A 16,330-nucleotide genomic window follows, 5' to 3' on the forward strand; every position below is an offset into this window, starting at 1 on the left:
GACTTAATGGTCCGCTTTTTTGCGTGACGGTACAAAAAGTGAGAAAAGAGAAAGCATACTAATCGAGAGAGTTGAGATTAAAGCGATAGGAAGAGGAATAACGCGGAACATATACGTGAAATGGATCAGGATCAAAAATAGAATGATGGCAAGACCGGGAATGAATTTTTTAGAAAGTAACATTCCAGAACCGGGAACGAGTAATTCGAAACCGAGGCGTTGATTCAGTCGGACATCTTCGTGCGCATTAGCTAAACTAAACGATACGGTCAAAGCTACGAGAATCATCCATCCAGAAAATAAGTATTGCTGAATTGGTAAAAAGGCGATGGACTCATAAATGAAATACAGTAAAACCATAGGTCAACTCCTTCATTTCATTATGTTATTTGGAAAAGCATTGAAAGTTTGGCTTACGAGTTCTAATGATACCGAGTAGGAATTCCGAGAGCAATCAAAAATCTCAAATGACGAAATAAAAGAATGTTCACACATTTTAAGAAAAGGGAAAGATGGTTTAGTATATGTACTAAATGCTTTTAAGAATCCTCTTCACTAAAGCATTTTACTAATGTGGGAACGTTATCATGAAATGTGTCGAATTTGTGGACACAAGATGTGATTTAGACAATTAAGAGCCAATGGCTGTTCGAAAGAATCATTTTCTTTTAAAATAAAGGTAATGATTAAAGGAGGCGAAACGAAGACATGAAAAAATGGTTGATCATCGGAGTAGCAGCAGTAGCTTTTTTCGGTTACGAGAACATTCCAATGGAACAGGCAGAAGCCGATTATCCTAAAAGCGGTGGCAAGCTGATTGATCGATATAGCAGTGAATATCCAGGTTATGACTGGGAAGTCAGGCGGACGTCCAGCGAAGAATTCGTATCGTTGACGAAAGACGGGAAAGAATACGGGAAGTACCGGTTTAAAAACGGTATAACGACGCAAGGTGCGATCTTGAATAAAGATACGGAATCGTCTTTAAAGAAAAAGGGCTGGACCGCAGTGAAGTCCTATCGTAAAGGGAATACGAATTATATGTTGAATTTAGATCATGCAGCTGTTTATGAGAAGAAGGGCAATTACGTGACATACTTCTTTGATCAGCATGACGGCAATAAGGTCAAAGCGACGCTTTCGATTCCAAAAGACGTCGAAGCGAAGAAAAAAGGGTTCTACGGCACCGCTTCGAATACGTTACGAACGACAGATGAAAAACTGATGCTTCGTTTGATGAACTGGGAACGGGCTGACTATCAGCTGAATCCATTAGCTCCGTACACGGCATTAAAGCCAGTGACACGCGGACATAGCGAAAACATGGCGAAGAATAACTTCTTCTCGCATACGGATCCGCAAGGACGTGATCCGTTTGACCGGATGAAGCGTGAAGGTATTACGTTCAGCTATGCTGGTGAAAATTTATCAATGGGATATCCGAATGTTTTCGCATCACACTGGGGTTTAATGAATTCAAAAGGGCACCGGGATAACATTTTGAAAAAAGAGTATAAGCAAGCAGATGTCGGTGTGGCGTTTCGAAGTAATGCGCCATACTTTACGATCAATTTCCGGAGACCTTAAATACGTAAAAAGAGGACGACATGTAATGATGTCGTCCTCTTTTTCATGAGTTGGTTTATTCTATATTAAAAGCAGGAGGTGGAAATGATGGAAATACGTCAATTAAGTGCAGAAGATGCAGCTCTTTATAAAGTACTGCGGTTAGAAGCCTTACGAAACCATCCGGAGGCATTCGGTTCGGATTACGAAGCAGAAAAGGATCGACCGGTCGAACAGTACGCAACTCGTCTTGAAAGCGAACAGGCATCGACGTTCGGTGCCTTTCATGAAGGAGAACTCGTTGGTGTCGTCACCATCGTCTGCCTAGAGCCGGTCAAGGTGCGACATCGAGCGAATCTGTTTGCGATGTACGTCACGCCACGCGTCCGAAAACAGCAGATTGGACGACGACTCGTACAAGAAGCCCTACAGATATTAAAAGAGCATCCTTTAATCGAGCAAGTCCATCTTTCGGTCGTCCAGACGAATGAAGCTGCTAAAGCGTTGTATCAATCGCTCGGTTTTGAATCATACGCGATCGAACCACGGGCACTGAAAATCGGAGATATGTATCATGACGAAGAACTGATGTGGTATCGATTCTAATAAAAACATCCAGGTTGTAGAGAGGTCGTCTCTCTAACATCCGGATGTTTTTTGATTAGTTCGCCCATTCAGGCTTACTGAAGCCTTTGAATGATTTTTCGATGACTGTATTGAAAGCGTCCGATTCAACAGCGGCTTTCAAGTCTTTTGCGACTTGTGCGTCTGCATCTTTCGTTTGGACAGCAACAAGGTTACGGTACTGTTCGTCCATCGTCTCAAGCGCTAACGCATCGAGTAAGTCGAATTTCGCAGCAAGTGCGAAGTTCCCCGGAACAGCTGAGATATCGACACTCTCGATGGCGCGTGGTAGTTGCGCTGCCTCGAGTGGTTTAATGACGAGTTTTTTCGGATTCTTGACGATATCCTTTTCAGAAACCGTCAATGGATCAGTGTCCGGCTTTAGTTCAATCCAGCCTTGTTCCGCAAGTAAGTTCAACGCACGTGCTTGGTTCGTCGGATCGTTCGGCGTTGCGACTTCAGCGCCCGTCTTGACATCTTCGAGGGTCTTCACTGTCTTACTGTACAGTCCCATCGGTGCCGTCGGAACAGTGATCAAGCCTTTTAAGTCGAGGTTCTTTTCTTTAGAAAATGTCTTGAGATAGATCGAGTGTTGGAACAAGTTGGCGTCGATATTACCGCTACCGAGTGCGATGTTCGGTTGGATATAATCACTGAACTCGACGATTTCGACTTTGTAGCCTTTCTTTTCGAGTTGCGGCTGAATCGCTTGTTTGACCATGTCGCTATACGGACCGCTCGTCGCGCCAATCTTGATTGTCTTGTCTTTTTCGTCCGCACTGCTGTCTCCGCATCCTGCGAGGACTCCTGCACCGAGTAAGGCTGTGGCTAAAAAGGCATATCGTTTTTTCATGATTCCACTCTCCCTTTGTATGTATGATTAGCGTTTATCTGTTTTTCGCGCCAGTTGATTGCCAAGTGCTTGAATGCTTTGAACGATGACGATGAGGACAACGATCGTGACGATCATGATGACATTATCGTAGCGATAGTAACCGAATCGGATCGCGAGGTCACCGACACCTCCACCACCGACATTGCCAGCCATCGCCGAGAAGCCGATCAGGCTGATCGTTGTCAGGGTGATGCCTTGAATAATCCCTGGGAGTGCTTCCGGTAAGAGAACGCTGACGATGATCCGTAACGGTTTTGCGCCACAGGCTTCAGCGGCTTCGATCAAACCAGGTGGAATCTCACGCAGTGACGTTTCGACGAGTCGTGCGAGAAACGGAATTGCTGCGACACTGAGGCTGACGGACGCGGCCGTCGGACCAATCGTATTATCGAGTAACAGTTTCGTTAAAGGAATAAGGGCAACCAGCAAGATGATGAACGGCAATGACCGGACGATGTTGACGACGAAGTCAAGGACACGTCGGATAGCAACGTTTTGAAAGAACAGACCACGATCGGTGACGAACAAAATAATCCCGAGCGGAATCCCGACAACCAATGCGAATGTAAGAGAAATTCCGACCATCCATGCCGTCTCACCGAGTGCTTTCAGGAGCTCGGGTAACATCATTTGAATACGTTCAAGCCACATCCTGAATCACCTCGAGTGCATGAAGTTCAGTTGCGAGCCAGTCAAGGGCAGGGGCGATTTGGTCGGATGATCCCGTCAAACTGACGATCAGAACACCAAAGGCGACGTCTTGAATGTAGTCGACCTTCCCGTGCAAGATACTGACCGAGATATCGTAACGCCGAATGGCTTCTGATAGTGTACTCTCACCAGTTTTCTCACCTGTGAACTGTAAACGGATGATTTTTCCGGGTGTCGCTTGCAAGATGCGTTCCGGCAGTTCAATCTGTAGTGCCGTATCGACGTAATGTTGTGTGACCGGATGTTTGGCTTGACTGAACAAGTCATAGGTCGAAGCGACTTCGACGACTTCTCCTTGCGACATGACGGCGACGCGGTGGCAAATCTGTTTGACGACATCGATCTCATGGGTGATAAGAACGATCGTTAGACCGAGTCGTTCATTCAAATCTTTCAACAAATCCAAAATCTGCAGCGTCGTGACCGGGTCAAGGGCAGATGTCGCTTCGTCACATAACAGGACGGTCGGATTGTTCGCGAGTGCCCGGGCAATCCCGACGCGCTGTTTCTGCCCACCGCTCAGCTGACTCGGGAAATTCGTTTCAAATCCTTCGAGTCCGACAAGCGAAACGAGCTCACGAATCCGTTCTGGGAAATCGGCGCGTTTCACACCAGCTGACTTGAGTGCAAAAGCGATGTTATCCGCGACGTTACGTGATTGAATCAATTGGAAGTGTTGAAAGATCATTCCGGTCCGCAGTCGTAGTTGGCGCAAGTCCGCTTTAGACATCCCACCGAGCGAGACACCGTCGACCTTGATCGTTCCTTGTGTTGGATGCTCGAGTCCGTTGATCAGGCGAAGCAACGTACTCTTACCGGCACCGGATTCACCGATGATGCCGAAGATCTCTCCTTTTTGAATCGTCAAATCGACATCCCGTAATGCAAAAATCGGGGTCCGGTCTCGGACGAACCGTTTTGTAATGTGTTTGAATTCAATCATCCGCTCATCTCCTCATACAAAAAAAGTCGCTTTTTCCTAGTAGCAGAGCAACCAGAAAAAAGCGACGAAAGTGTAAGATTTCGTAACTTATCTCTCAGAATGAATCCATTCTGTAGGATGTGGCACCGTTCCTAATAGGTGGTTGCCGGACGTCGTTGGGCCTAATCCCTCGGTCGCTCTCGATAAGTAGTTATGCTGTTGGGATTTACTCTAACGGAAATGATTCCCATCTGTCAAATGTTTTTTCAGAATTATTCCGCAACAGGCGTCCGGAACAGGTTGAGCGTTCCGATTCGGTCAATGGCTTCCTCCAACCGTTCGACATCAGCAATCAAGCTAATTCGGACATAACCTTCTCCGTATTCACCGAAGAACGATCCCGGGGTTACGGCAACGTGCGCTTCGTCAAGCAGGTGATCGGTGAAGCTTTGGGATGTGTATCCTTCAGGCACCGGAAGCCAAACGAAGAATGAACCGCCTGGACGTGGTCCACTCCATCCAATTTCATCGAGTTTTGCGAACAACGCATCGCGGCGAGTTTCATACAGATTACTTAACTCGCGGACGCATGTCTGTTCGCTCGTTAAGGCAACGGTCGCCGCATGTTGAATCGGTGTGAATGCACTGACGTAGAGATGTTCTTGGTACGTCTCGATGCTTGAGATGACAGACGGATTTCCGATTGCGAAGGCAATCCGGAAGCCGGACATATTAAAGCGTTTTGAGAGCGAAAATAGCTCGATGCCGACGTCTTTTGCGCCTTCTGTTTGCAAGAAACTTCGGGTCGGACCATCGAAGCTGATACCGCCGTATGCTAAGTCATGGACGACACAAATATCGTTCGCATCCGCGAAAGCGACCGTTTGTTCGAAGGCTTCCGCTGTTGCCGTGGCGCCAGTTGGATTACTCGGATAGTTGAGGAACAACATCCGGGCACGCTCAACGTCTGTCGTATCGAGCAAATCATAATCCGGTAAGAAGTCGTTTTTCTCAAGCAACGGTAAGGTGATCGGGTATGCACCGGCAAGTGCAGCACCAGACAGGTAATCCGGGTATCCGGGATCCGGAACGATGACACCTTCCCCAGGGTTAACGATCGTTTGCGGTAAGGCGACGATTCCTGCCTTACTACCGAGAAGAATCGCGACTTCCGTTGCCGGATCGATCGTGACACCAAATTCGCTTGCGTAAAATCGCGCGACAGCTTGTTTTAGAAAATCATGTCCACGAAACGGTGGATATTGAAGGTTCGTTGGCTCATCGATCGCCTGTTTCAAAGCGTCGAGAATATGTACGGGCGTCGTTTGATCGGGTGTTCCTTGACCGAGTGTGATGACATCGTGTCCGGCAGCTTTCACAGCACCAATCCGATTCGCAAGTTCAGCGAAGACGGGAGCAGGAAGCCGGTCAATGGCGATGGATGGAGCGAAATGTTTCATAAGATGTGTGCCTCCTTCGTGGTATTGTCGTCAAGGATAACGAATATTCAGTCAAAAGAAAAGAACTTTTTCGAAATTCAAAAAAATTATCTGATATACAGGTACAGATAAGTGGAGCGGGAATAAAGAATAGGGAGAGGAGTGAAGAGATGAAGCGAGCTAACTGGAAAGAGGCGGTCGTCTATCAAGTCTACTGGCGTAGTTTTAAGGATTCGAACGGAGATGGTATCGGTGATTTACGAGGTGTCATCGATAAGCTTGATTATATCGCGTCACTCGGTGTCGATGTCGTCTGGTTGAATCCTTGTTACCGTTCTCCGGACGTCGATAATGGCTATGATATCGCAGACTATTACGAGATCATGGAAAAAGCAGGGACGATGGGGGATCTACAGGAATTAATTGCAGTGGCACATGCGCGTGGACTAAAGATCATTTTGGATCTAGTCGTTAATCACACGAGTAACCAGCACGACTGGTTCCGCCAGTCGCGCGACCGAATCAATGATAAGGAAGACTGGTATATCTGGAAAGATGGAACGAAAGACATGCCACCAAACAACTGGCGCTCGTACTTTGCACAGAGTCCCTGGACGTGGAGTGAAGAGCGCGGACAATACTATTTTCATTCCTTTGCGAAAGAGCAACCTGACTTGAACTGGGAACATCCGGCTGTGAGGCAAGCGATTTACGACATGATGAACTGGTGGATTGCTCAAGGCATCGACGGCTTCCGGATGGACGTCATCAATTTGATTAAGAAGCGGACACTCGAAGATGTGACGAATCCATTCGATCTATCGTACTTAGGCAATCAACCTGGTGTACATGATTTTCTACAAGAGATGCACGCGAACGTTCTTGCCGGGAAAGACTTGTTCACGGTCGGTGAGATTCCGTTCGTTGGTCCAGAAGATGGTCTGTTATATGTCAGTGAAGAACGCGAAGAACTCCGGACGCTGTTTCACTTCGAAGTCGCAGATGATATGGAGTCGATGGATCTTTTGCGATTCAAGGAAGTTCAAAAACGCTGGTACGACGTATTATACCCATTAGGTGTTAATTCACAGTTTCTCAACAACCATGATCATACGCGACAAGTGACGCGATTCGGCAGTGAACGATACCGCGTTGAAAGTGCGAAATTACTCGGTTTAATGCTGCATACGTTACCAGGCATTCCATATGTGTACCAGGGAGAGGAGATTGGAATGACAGGGATTCGTTTCTCCGATCCGTCGCTCTATCAAGACGTCGCCTTTCGAAATCGCTACGAGGAGCGTGTTGCTGGCGGAGAGGACCCAGAGGTCGTACTTTCTTCGATGCAGTTACTTGCGCGTGACAACTCCCGCACACCGATGCAGTGGGATGGTACACATGCAGCAGGATTTACGAATGGGAAGCCTTGGTTAGCGGTCAACCCCAATTATACGGACATCAATGTCGCGCAAGCAGAAGCGGATCCATCGTCCGTGCTTGCTTTTTATCGAGCGCTGATTCAGATGCGAAAGAATCATCCGATCATGGTCTATGGCACATATCGAGACTTAGCACTCCATGATCCGTATCTCTATATTTATGAGCGGGAATTAGACGGAGAGGTATGGCGCATCGTCCTCAATGTTCATGATGAACCGATGGAGACCGCTTTCGTCTTACCGGAGAAAAAATTGTTAGTATCGAACTATCCAGATGCTCCAAATAAACTACGTCCCTATGAGGCACGGATTTATCAATACACTGTTACAGAACAGAGGTGAATCCTTTGAACACTAAAACATCCGCGAACGTGTCAATAACACGTTCGCGGATGTTTTAGTGTAAGCCATTTACTTGAATGGCGATGATTTTTTTGACTGTAATACTTGGGTGAACCGATCGACGGCTTGACGCATTTCGTAACTCGGTCCAAGAAAGAGTGGACCATGTCCGACAGCAAGAATATCTGGAGACAGTTCCGTTAATTGATCAGCGGAACGGAGTGCAACGTCCGGATCCCATGTTGCAAGTGCCGGGAACGGAAATTGCCAACGCACATCTCCGGAGACCGCCAGACCTCCTTGCGTTTGAAAGGCATCTCCAGCAACTAATGTCCGGCTACCTTCATGCCAAAGCGAGATGGAACCCGGCGTATGACCTGGTGAAGCAATAACACTGAGACTACCGATTTGTTGACCACTTTCAAGCAATCGGTCCGGACGTGTCTTGATGTTCTTCGGAATACCGCCTTTTAGTGGTGTCGTTTCACCTTCTCGTAGCGTCTCATCTCCACTGAGCAGGGCAGCATCGCGGTAACTAATAGAGACTTCAGCGAGTGGAAAGGCGTTTGCGAGGAAATCGAGCGATCCAACATGATCAGCATGTGCGTGAGTCAGGATGATTGCACCGAGCGGTTTTTCTTGCTTTCGAATATAGTGATAGAGGGCCTTTGCGTTGATACCGAGACCTGCATCAATCAATGTCAAACTGTCTGCTTCTTCAAAGAGGTAGCAGTTGACCGGAAAAAAGGATGGGGTCGTCTGCAGTTGATGTAAACGTTCGATCTTCGTGACACGCATTGGCTTCACTCCTTGAAAAGTTAGGATAGGCTTCTTTTTTAGTATCGTCTGTTTTTTTAGACACGTCTAGATGAATTGTGTAGAAAAAGAGGGATCCCCGTAAAAAGGAGATTCCTCTTCTCGAATCATTCAAATGTTACAGCAAAAACGGCACCAGCATGTGGTGCATCATCCCCGTCCGCAGCTGTTGTAACAAGTAATCGATCCTCGTAGAAGATCGGACATGTTGGATTTGAAACAGGGAAATCGATATGGGCGAGTTTTTCACCTGTCTTAAGATTCCAACGTGTGACGCAAGATCCGGCATAGTGTGCGATCCAAGCGTGACCTTCCGCGTCTTTCGTCATGCCATCCGGGAACCCGTCTTCCTCTTCGAGATCAACAGCGACGCGTTTGTTCGAAAGAGGGGCGTCTGGACTGTAATCAAAGGCATAAACTTTTTTCGTCGGAGTATCGATATGATAAAGTGTCTTACCATCCTCTGACCATACGAGTCCGTTGGAGTTTGTTAAGTCTTCGTGCAAAACATCAACGGACCCATCGTGGCGCAGACGGAATAATCCAGCGGTTTTACCGTCTTCTTCATTAATACTACCGGCGACGTATTGACCAGCCGGGTCAAGTTTTCCGTCATTCATCCGGTCAGAATCTGGTAACGATAGTTGATGTTCAAGAGATAGATGACTTTCTTGGAGATCGAACGTTCCAAAACCATGTTCTGACGTAACGCGTAATAAATCGGGTGCATCCGTTAAGGCAATCGATGTGATGGCACTTGGTAACGTGTACGGTTTGAGTGCTTCTGTGACAAGATCATATGAAAAGAGTAATTGGTTCGGAATATCGACGAAATAAAAACGTTTTGTTTTCGCGTCGTAGACAGGAGATTCACCTGTCTTACACGCGACATCAATAAATACAGATACGGTCATGATAGATGCCTCCTACGGTCATGTATGCTTGATTTTACATGCTGATTATAAAAAAAAGAATGATTGAACTACTTTCTATACCTGTTATGAATAAAAATAAACCTCTTCCAAATTAATTATGTCATTTATTTACTAAAAAAGGCATAATATATAACGGAGGTGTGTTATGTTCAAGAAAATTTGTATTTTATTAACAACTTTTTGTCTTTTTCAATCTGTCTCTACCATTCAGGCAGAAACGATTTCAAAAGGTGTAACCTATACGACGAAATCAGAAACACTCTCGGGTACACCACAGTTATTTCGACATGTAACGGTTCAGCCTGATGCCGGTAACTACTGGGTGACTACTAAAGGACGAGACCGTGTATTAGCAACGGAATCCTTACCTTCTCAAGTTAGTCGTGTGGCAACAAGCGGGGGACGTGTCGTAACGGCAATCAATGCAGATATGTATCGAGTAGCTTCAGGGTTACCGATTGGACTTCAAATCCAGCAAAATCAAGTACTTGTTAGTCATAGTGTTAAAGATTCTGCAACAAAATTTCCATCATTCATGATCAATGGACAAGGAAAACCAGAAATCGGATCGTTCGGTATTATCGGATCTGCGATGGCTGATACGAAGCGCGTAACGATTCATTCAGTTAATCGTAACGAGAACTTAGCAAATCGAATCGGTATCTTTAGTTCAGCCCATCATGCTTCAAAAATTCTGAAGCTAATTGAGCCGTCAGAAGCGATGAAAAAAGACATCGCGATCGTCTATTTAAAAGGATCGGCGACATCGGCGTTCACACTCGGTAAAAATTATCAATGGACCGTTGAATCAATAGATACGACATTCCGTAAAGAAATTCGCTTGCCCGACGCTGGAGTTGTCCTCGTCGGACTTGGAAAACAAAAAGCAGCCCTACTTGCACTTGTTAAAGCAGCAGAAGAAAAATCAAATGGTTTGTTATCAACTCAATTAAATCTAGTTCAATTATCTAATCTGCAAATGCGTAATGATATTCAGGAAGCTGTATCTGGATATAACTGGTTGATTCAAAATGGAGTTGGATATAGTTTAGGCAGCCTAGCATTGAACCATGACCGCTTTTTGATGCTTGCTCGTAAAGCGCGGACACTTATCGGTACAACATCAAACGGGACAGTTCAAATCATTACAGTGGACCAAGCTCGTCTTGATTCAAAAGGGATTACGATGCTTGAAGCAGTGGAGCAAATGAAACGTTTAGGTGTCACGTCAGCTCTCGCATTTGATGGAGGCGGTTCGACTGAGTTAATGGTTAGACGCGCAGGAGAATTCTCACCTAAAACAGCGAATGTACCAGCAGATGGAAGAAGCCGCTCCATTACGAACGGGTTAATCTTAGCGACGCATTATGTTCCATCGAATCTAGCGACGACCATTTTATTGACTGCCCCTAAAGAATTATATGTGGGTGAAAAAAGTGGATTTGGATTAAAACTGACGGATGCGAATGGTCAACCTGTGGATGCGACAAAGAAATCGATCGCATGGAAAGGGACAGGTGTTAAAGGATTGCAAATCACAGCACCACTGACTCCTGGGAAATGGACAGGTACGATGCAAGTCGATCGTGCTAAACGAACCGTATCGATCCCAATCACGAATCGTTTGACCGGTCTTACGGTCAATGGAGGACGTCCCATCTTGTTAAAAGTAGGACAACGCCTCGCGATTTCATCAGAAGGATGGCTAAACGGACGACGTGTCGTAATCCCTGCTTCGCAACTCAATTACCAAGTCACAAACGGAGCAACCGCATCGATTACAAAAGGGAATCTCTTGGCAAAAAAAATCGGGAAAACAGAATTAATCGTCTCCTCCGGGGGGCAGACGGTTCGATTACCGATTACCGTCTCTGCTATGAAAAAAGAAGAAGTCATCGATACATTCGAACAGGGTGTCTATGAAGCAGTATCTCCGTATGTTTCGAGTTATTCTGTTCGTCTCAGTTCTTTGCAGAAATCAGTCGGTAAACAATCACTCGAAATGACATATGATTATTCAGGATGGAAGAAACAAAACGGAGCGATGTACATTAAAAAAGCATCATGGATCATTCCTTCTCCTGCCCGTGCATTGACGATTGATGTCTACGGAGATGGACGTGCGCCTTGGTTACGCTCGGAAGTCAGAGATGCTTCAGGAAATCGGCATGTTGTGGATTTCGTTAAGAAAGTAGATTGGAAAGGATTTAAAACGGTACAAGCGACCCTTGATCCGACATGGCCAACGCCTATTAAAATCGAATCACTATATTTTGTTGAAACGGATGCAACGAAAAAGGGAACAACTATTAAAAGTAAAGTGTATTTAGATCAACTAAAAGTTTTATACTAAAAAGTAAAAAAGGGTTCGGATTCCATTGAATCTGATCCCTTTTTCGAGTTGAGATATAAACTATTCTGACTGATTGTCTATACGAATTAGCGACTTTTAACCAGAAGATTTACAGCTTCCTTCACAAGCTCTTCTGTCTGCCCGTCACCATTTTGTTCTGCTTCTTTCACGCATTCAATTAAATTGGAACTTACGACGACACCAATCGTACGATCAATCGCGGAGCGAGCAGCGGAAAGTTGAGTGATAACATCCCGACAGTCTTGCCCTTCTTCCATCATGCGAAGGATACCACGTAATTGCCCTTCGATTCGGCTGACGCGATTCTTCATTTTGCGATCATAATCCATTTGTGTTCCTCCGTTTCATAGTAGAACTAACGTCTGAGTAATACCTTTATGCTATGCCCATAACGGTATTACTGTCAATTCTATCGAATTTTAAGCTATAATTTTCTTGAAATCAGGGAATATGGATGTGGTGGAGAATTTACTTAGAAAATTGATGAAAATTAAAACGATTTGGTGTTAGCTCTCGTATACTATATGATGAAGCTGATATCAGGAGGAGGAAAAGGATGCATACTCAATCCGATGAATCGCTTTATCATCTGATGCGTAGCGGTGATGAACAGGCACTCGAGACTTTGTATGAGAAGTACGAGCGATTGTTGTTTTCATTCGCCTATCGCTTTACGAATAATGATCGATTGTCCGAAGAAGTCATTCAAGAAGTATGGATGAAAGTTTGGAATGGTCGTGTTGATTTTGATACACAAAAAGGAAAGTTTTCATCTTGGATTTTAACGATTACACGTAACGCGGCTCTTGATTGTCTACGTCGTGAAAAACGACAACCGACGATTGAAGTTGAAGAACGAGATGGCGGATATGATGAACCTGTTGAGCGGACCGTCATGCAACGAGAAACTGCAGCGGAAGTGCGTGATGCCGTAAGCGAACTAAAATCGGAACAACAGGATTTGATCGAGCTAGTCTATTTCCAAGGACTAACTCAACAACAAATCGCAGATCAACTTGACTTACCACTCGGAACAGTCAAGACACGTATCAGAAGTGCGATTCAAGCATTAAGAAAACGATTAGATGGGAGGGAACGAGATGGAAGAACGTTGTCATGACTTGATCAATTACTTCAATGGAATACTCTCTTCAGCAGATCGCGACGCGTTCGAAGCGCATCTTGCGACGTGCGAAGAATGTCGCGAAGCGCTTTTAGAAATGGAAGAACTCATGCTTCCCATCGCTGAATCGCTTCCGGAGCGTCCTGTTCCTGTAGGAATGAAAGCACGTATTCTTGGAGAAGTTCTTGGTTCAGCAGAGACGGAGTCTCCTAAGGAAGAACCGATGACTACTCCAGTAGACATCAAACAAGCACGTCAGCAACAAACGAAGAAAAAGAGTGTCCCACTCGGCTGGTTGATGAGTATTGCTGCCGCCCTTATTCTTTCACTTGGTGCGAACGCCTACTTCCTGTCGCAAGAAGAAAGTACAGATACCCCGGAAACACTAGCGATGGATGAAATTAAAGGAATGGGAAACTTTGAAAGTAACGAATCGATCAAAGGGTCTAGTATGGTGTTCACACAAAATGATAAATCGTATATGCTCGTTCAATTGAAAGATCTACCTCCTTTGAAAGAAGGAGAACTGTATCAATTATGGACCATCAAAGGTGAAACACCGACTGCGAATGGTATCATTGAAAAAGACGGCGAAGCAGCAGCGGTATTTCCACTCAAAGGGAACGGTGACGTCGATGCGGTAGCGATTACTGTCGAACCAGAGCCGGATTTAGCGAAACCTACGGGAGAAATCGTGGCATCAGTTGCACTCTAATTTAAAAAATATAAACGGATTCGTCTATGGCGAATTCGTTTTTTTATGCGTTTTACACTAAGAAAAAAAGGACTAAAAAATAGAAAATATCAATAAAATCACATGAAATGCAAGTTTCGACTGAAAATATACTTCATAACCGTCGATACTAAGAAGAAAGTCAGTTCTGTAAGGAGAGGCCACATACAATGAATGAATGGATTATTTTAACGAAGCACTATGAAGTGGGCTTAGTTGTACTGTCGGTACTCGTCGCGATCATTGGATCGTATGGATCGCTTGAATTAAATCGACGGTTGGCTAAGGCAACTTCTTTAAAGAAACGAGCGTTATTCTTATCTTCTTTGACGATGGGACTATCGATTTGGGGGATGCATTTTATCGGTATGGGTGCTTTCGCTTTATCTGTCACTGTTCGTTATGACTGGATTTTAATGTTTTTATCCGTTATTCCAGCTATTTTATCTGCCTTCATCGCCTTTTATCTGCTCTACTCATCAACGATTACACGAAACAAAGTCATTTTAGCAGGTTCTTTGATGGGCGTAGGTATTGCGATGATGCATTATCTTGGGATGATGGCAATGGATTTCGGTGGCGCGATTCGTTATGAAAAGGGTTTGTTTGCCTTATCTATTCTCATCGCAATTACTGTAGCGTACATTGCACTATTACTTTTACATCGTTTACGACATGTTGATAAAAAAAGAATTCTTATTCCCATTGCAATCGTAATGGGCTTTGCTATCTCTTCGATGCATTACGTTGGTATGCTTGGAACCTCTTTTTGTATCCCGGTCGATCAAGCAGGACGTATTGGAGATAGTCCGATTACATCGAATATTTTAAACGATGTAGCAATTCCTGTATTTTTAATTCTAATCTTCATCGCAGGACTCTATATTCATTTAGAACGACGTGCTTTACAAATGATGGCATATACCGATCATTTAACCGGCTTGCATAATCGGAGATGGTTAGATCATCACATGATAAAGGTTGATACGCATTACGGAAAGTCTAAAGACGAGATGGCGATGGCTATACTCGATCTTGACGGATACAAATGGGTCAACGATACGTTTGGTTTTGATAAAGGAGATGCCGTTATTCGTGAGTTTGCAGATCGAATGCGTGCGTCCTTATCAGAAGATGAAGCATGTATTCGTTATAATGGAACGCAGTTTTTTCTTATCAAAAAAGTACCAACTGATGAATTACTTCTTACTTTCGAACGAATTTTAGAAGACATTCGACAACCGATTCACTTAGATGATCAACCAATCCATTTGACAGCAACGATGGGGGTCATCCTACCGGATATGGGAGAAACGTTAGAAATGCGAATTGGCCAAATGGAAAGTGCCCTCCGGGTCGGCAAAAACGAAGGAAGAGATCGATTCATCGTGTATGATGACTCCTTGCATTCTGATAAAAGAGAGCAATTGATCGTCGGTTCTTTACGTCGGGCAATGACCGATTTTAACGAGTTCGCCCTCGTCTATCAACCAAAGATTGCACTCGCAACAGGAAAAGTTGATCAGGCAGAAGTCTTGATTCGCTGGAATCATCCGAAGTTCGGTTTCATCTCACCAGCCGAATTCATTCCACTCGCTGAGAAGTATAGTCTGATTCACCGTTTAACCGAGTGGGTACTAAAAGAGACGGTTGCTCAGATGGAAATTTGGAAGAAGGAAGATTATTTCATTCGCCAAGTTTCTGTCAACTTATCGGCGATGCACTTCCGGTCGGAGTCGCATAATTTAATGATTAAAGAAATCGTTCATCATTCTTTGAAGAATGGAAGCGAATTGCAACTACAGCTCGAAATCACCGAAACGTCCGTCATGGAGAACCTTGACCGAGCGATGACAATGCTGGGTGAACTGAAACAACTCAGTCTGACGATTGCCCTCGATGATTTCGGGACCGGTCTATCGTCGCTCACACACCTGAAGCATTTGCCGATTGATATCTTAAAGATCGACAAGTCGTTCATCGATGAAGTACCGCATGACGAACGAGGAACGGCGATTACGGAAATGATCATCCAACTCGCAAAAAGTCTTGGAATCGAAGTTGTTGCGGAAGGTGTCGAGACGCTTGAACAGCATCTCTTCTTGAAACGTCTCGGTTGTGATTATGGACAAGGTTACTATTATAGTAGACCGATGCACGTCAAGGATCTAGATCAGCAAACGATTGAAGATACCGTTCTGAATGTCGGATAAGGCAATCCAAATACGACTTCCATTCGTATACTAGATAAGCATGCGAGGACGATGCATGCGACGTCTGGGGGGACGCAAAGCGCTGGGTTTTCACCAGCTCGTGCACGATGCAGACAGACATCCAGTACATTTAATCATACTCAGGCAATTTAGCTTTCAACGCAGCAACTGTCTGTTCGAACACAAACAAAGGCAACT

The 16,330-nt window shown here is 44.9% G+C and carries 15 protein-coding genes and 1 riboswitch; of the genes, 7 read left to right on the forward strand and 8 right to left on the reverse strand.

All coding sequences use genetic code 11. From position 1 onward, the window contains the following. Positions 1-3: 3 nt before the first annotated feature. Positions 4-360, reverse strand: coding sequence for a hypothetical protein (locus tag ACV3PA_RS05140; protein WP_053454289.1), 357 nt, complete (start codon positions 358-360; stop codon positions 4-6). A 348-nt stretch (positions 361-708) separates the two neighbouring features. Between ACV3PA_RS05140 and ACV3PA_RS05145 the strand changes: the two genes are divergently transcribed. Both ACV3PA_RS05145 and ACV3PA_RS05150 read left to right on the forward strand, forming a co-directional pair. Next, positions 709-1,587: a CAP domain-containing protein gene (locus tag ACV3PA_RS05145; protein ID WP_053454288.1), complete on the forward strand. Its 879-nt coding sequence runs from the start codon at positions 709-711 to the stop codon at positions 1,585-1,587. An 87-nt stretch (positions 1,588-1,674) separates the two neighbouring features. Next, complete coding sequence (locus tag ACV3PA_RS05150) at positions 1,675-2,172, forward strand: GNAT family N-acetyltransferase (RefSeq protein WP_053454287.1); 498 nt, start codon at positions 1,675-1,677, stop codon at positions 2,170-2,172. Positions 2,173-2,227: 55 nt separating this feature from the next. Here ACV3PA_RS05150 and ACV3PA_RS05155 read toward each other — a convergent pair whose 3' ends face one another. The 4 genes from ACV3PA_RS05155 to ACV3PA_RS05170 form a co-directional block, all read right to left on the reverse strand. After that, positions 2,228-3,043: a MetQ/NlpA family ABC transporter substrate-binding protein gene (locus tag ACV3PA_RS05155; protein WP_053454286.1), complete on the reverse strand. Its 816-nt coding sequence runs from the start codon at positions 3,041-3,043 to the stop codon at positions 2,228-2,230. 27 nt (positions 3,044-3,070) lie between these two features. Beyond that, positions 3,071-3,736, reverse strand: coding sequence for a methionine ABC transporter permease (locus ACV3PA_RS05160; RefSeq protein ID WP_053454285.1), 666 nt, complete (start codon positions 3,734-3,736; stop codon positions 3,071-3,073). Beyond that, positions 3,726-4,739 (reverse strand): methionine ABC transporter ATP-binding protein, encoded by a 1,014-nt coding sequence (locus ACV3PA_RS05165; RefSeq protein WP_053454284.1) that lies wholly within the window; start codon positions 4,737-4,739, stop codon positions 3,726-3,728. Before ACV3PA_RS05165 ends, ACV3PA_RS05160 begins: the two co-directional genes overlap by 11 nt. Positions 4,740-4,823: 84 nt before the next feature. Further along, positions 4,824-4,928, reverse strand: a riboswitch (SAM riboswitch). Positions 4,929-4,990: 62 nt separating this feature from the next. Next, positions 4,991-6,178: an aminotransferase class I/II-fold pyridoxal phosphate-dependent enzyme gene (locus ACV3PA_RS05170; RefSeq protein WP_053454283.1), complete on the reverse strand. Its 1,188-nt coding sequence runs from the start codon at positions 6,176-6,178 to the stop codon at positions 4,991-4,993. A 149-nt stretch (positions 6,179-6,327) separates the two neighbouring features. On the opposite strand from ACV3PA_RS05170, the gene ACV3PA_RS05175 reads away from it, so the two are divergent. Then, positions 6,328-7,938, forward strand: coding sequence for an alpha-glucosidase (locus ACV3PA_RS05175; RefSeq protein ID WP_053454282.1), 1,611 nt, complete (start codon positions 6,328-6,330; stop codon positions 7,936-7,938). 69 nt (positions 7,939-8,007) lie between these two features. Here the strand turns inward: ACV3PA_RS05175 and ACV3PA_RS05180 are convergent, their stop codons facing one another. Together ACV3PA_RS05180 and ACV3PA_RS05185 are read right to left on the reverse strand one after the other, a co-directional pair. Next, positions 8,008-8,736, reverse strand: coding sequence for an MBL fold metallo-hydrolase (locus tag ACV3PA_RS05180; RefSeq protein WP_053454281.1), 729 nt, complete (start codon positions 8,734-8,736; stop codon positions 8,008-8,010). 125 nt (positions 8,737-8,861) lie between these two features. Beyond that, positions 8,862-9,668, reverse strand: coding sequence for an SMP-30/gluconolactonase/LRE family protein (locus ACV3PA_RS05185; protein WP_456125782.1), 807 nt, complete (start codon positions 9,666-9,668; stop codon positions 8,862-8,864). A 166-nt stretch (positions 9,669-9,834) separates the two neighbouring features. On the opposite strand from ACV3PA_RS05185, the gene ACV3PA_RS05190 reads away from it, so the two are divergent. Next, on the forward strand, positions 9,835-12,042 hold the full coding sequence (locus ACV3PA_RS05190; RefSeq protein WP_456125783.1) for a phosphodiester glycosidase family protein: 2,208 nt from the start codon (positions 9,835-9,837) through the stop codon (positions 12,040-12,042). A gap of 86 nt (positions 12,043-12,128) precedes the next feature. Here ACV3PA_RS05190 and ACV3PA_RS05195 read toward each other — a convergent pair whose 3' ends face one another. Further along, positions 12,129-12,392, reverse strand: coding sequence for a metal-sensitive transcriptional regulator (locus tag ACV3PA_RS05195; protein WP_035410294.1), 264 nt, complete (start codon positions 12,390-12,392; stop codon positions 12,129-12,131). Positions 12,393-12,619: 227 nt separating this feature from the next. On the opposite strand from ACV3PA_RS05195, the gene ACV3PA_RS05200 reads away from it, so the two are divergent. The 3 genes from ACV3PA_RS05200 to ACV3PA_RS05210 all read left to right on the forward strand — a co-directional run bounded on the left by ACV3PA_RS05200 (position 12,620) and on the right by ACV3PA_RS05210 (position 16,132). After that, a complete protein-coding gene (locus tag ACV3PA_RS05200) occupies positions 12,620-13,183 on the forward strand; it encodes an RNA polymerase sigma factor (RefSeq protein ID WP_053454278.1) in 564 nt (187 codons plus the stop codon). Beyond that, a complete protein-coding gene (locus ACV3PA_RS05205) occupies positions 13,164-13,901 on the forward strand; it encodes an anti-sigma factor (RefSeq protein WP_053454277.1) in 738 nt (245 codons plus the stop codon). The genes ACV3PA_RS05200 and ACV3PA_RS05205 overlap by 20 nt, the downstream gene beginning before the upstream one ends. A gap of 188 nt (positions 13,902-14,089) precedes the next feature. Further along, complete coding sequence (locus ACV3PA_RS05210; protein WP_456125784.1) at positions 14,090-16,132, forward strand: bifunctional diguanylate cyclase/phosphodiesterase; 2,043 nt, start codon at positions 14,090-14,092, stop codon at positions 16,130-16,132. Positions 16,133-16,330 lie beyond the last annotated feature (198 nt).

The sequence above is a fragment of the Exiguobacterium sp. EA-TM-5 genome (assembly GCF_053878415.1).

Bases quoted from the DNA above. Each gene is read 5' to 3' on its own strand.
- ACV3PA_RS05195 (WP_035410294.1), bottom strand. From the start codon at position 12,392: ATGGATTATGATCGCAAAATGAAGAATCGCGTCAGCCGAATCGAAGGG.
- ACV3PA_RS05175 (WP_053454282.1), top strand. From the start codon at position 6,328: ATGAAGCGAGCTAACTGGAAAGAGGCGGTCGTCTATCAAGTCTACTGG.
- ACV3PA_RS05210 (WP_456125784.1), top strand. From the start codon at position 14,090: ATGAATGAATGGATTATTTTAACGAAGCACTATGAAGTGGGCTTAGTT.
- ACV3PA_RS05160 (WP_053454285.1), bottom strand. From the start codon at position 3,736: ATGTGGCTTGAACGTATTCAAATGATGTTACCCGAGCTCCTGAAAGCA.
- ACV3PA_RS05185 (WP_456125782.1), bottom strand. From the start codon at position 9,668: ATGACCGTATCTGTATTTATTGATGTCGCGTGTAAGACAGGTGAATCT.
- ACV3PA_RS05150 (WP_053454287.1), top strand. From the start codon at position 1,675: ATGGAAATACGTCAATTAAGTGCAGAAGATGCAGCTCTTTATAAAGTA.
- ACV3PA_RS05140 (WP_053454289.1), bottom strand. From the start codon at position 360: ATGGTTTTACTGTATTTCATTTATGAGTCCATCGCCTTTTTACCAATT.
- ACV3PA_RS05155 (WP_053454286.1), bottom strand. From the start codon at position 3,043: ATGAAAAAACGATATGCCTTTTTAGCCACAGCCTTACTCGGTGCAGGA.
- ACV3PA_RS05170 (WP_053454283.1), bottom strand. From the start codon at position 6,178: ATGAAACATTTCGCTCCATCCATCGCCATTGACCGGCTTCCTGCTCCC.
- ACV3PA_RS05200 (WP_053454278.1), top strand. From the start codon at position 12,620: ATGCATACTCAATCCGATGAATCGCTTTATCATCTGATGCGTAGCGGT.
- ACV3PA_RS05205 (WP_053454277.1), top strand. From the start codon at position 13,164: ATGGAAGAACGTTGTCATGACTTGATCAATTACTTCAATGGAATACTC.
- ACV3PA_RS05180 (WP_053454281.1), bottom strand. From the start codon at position 8,736: ATGCGTGTCACGAAGATCGAACGTTTACATCAACTGCAGACGACCCCA.
- ACV3PA_RS05165 (WP_053454284.1), bottom strand. From the start codon at position 4,739: ATGATTGAATTCAAACACATTACAAAACGGTTCGTCCGAGACCGGACC.
- ACV3PA_RS05145 (WP_053454288.1), top strand. From the start codon at position 709: ATGAAAAAATGGTTGATCATCGGAGTAGCAGCAGTAGCTTTTTTCGGT.
- ACV3PA_RS05190 (WP_456125783.1), top strand. From the start codon at position 9,835: ATGTTCAAGAAAATTTGTATTTTATTAACAACTTTTTGTCTTTTTCAA.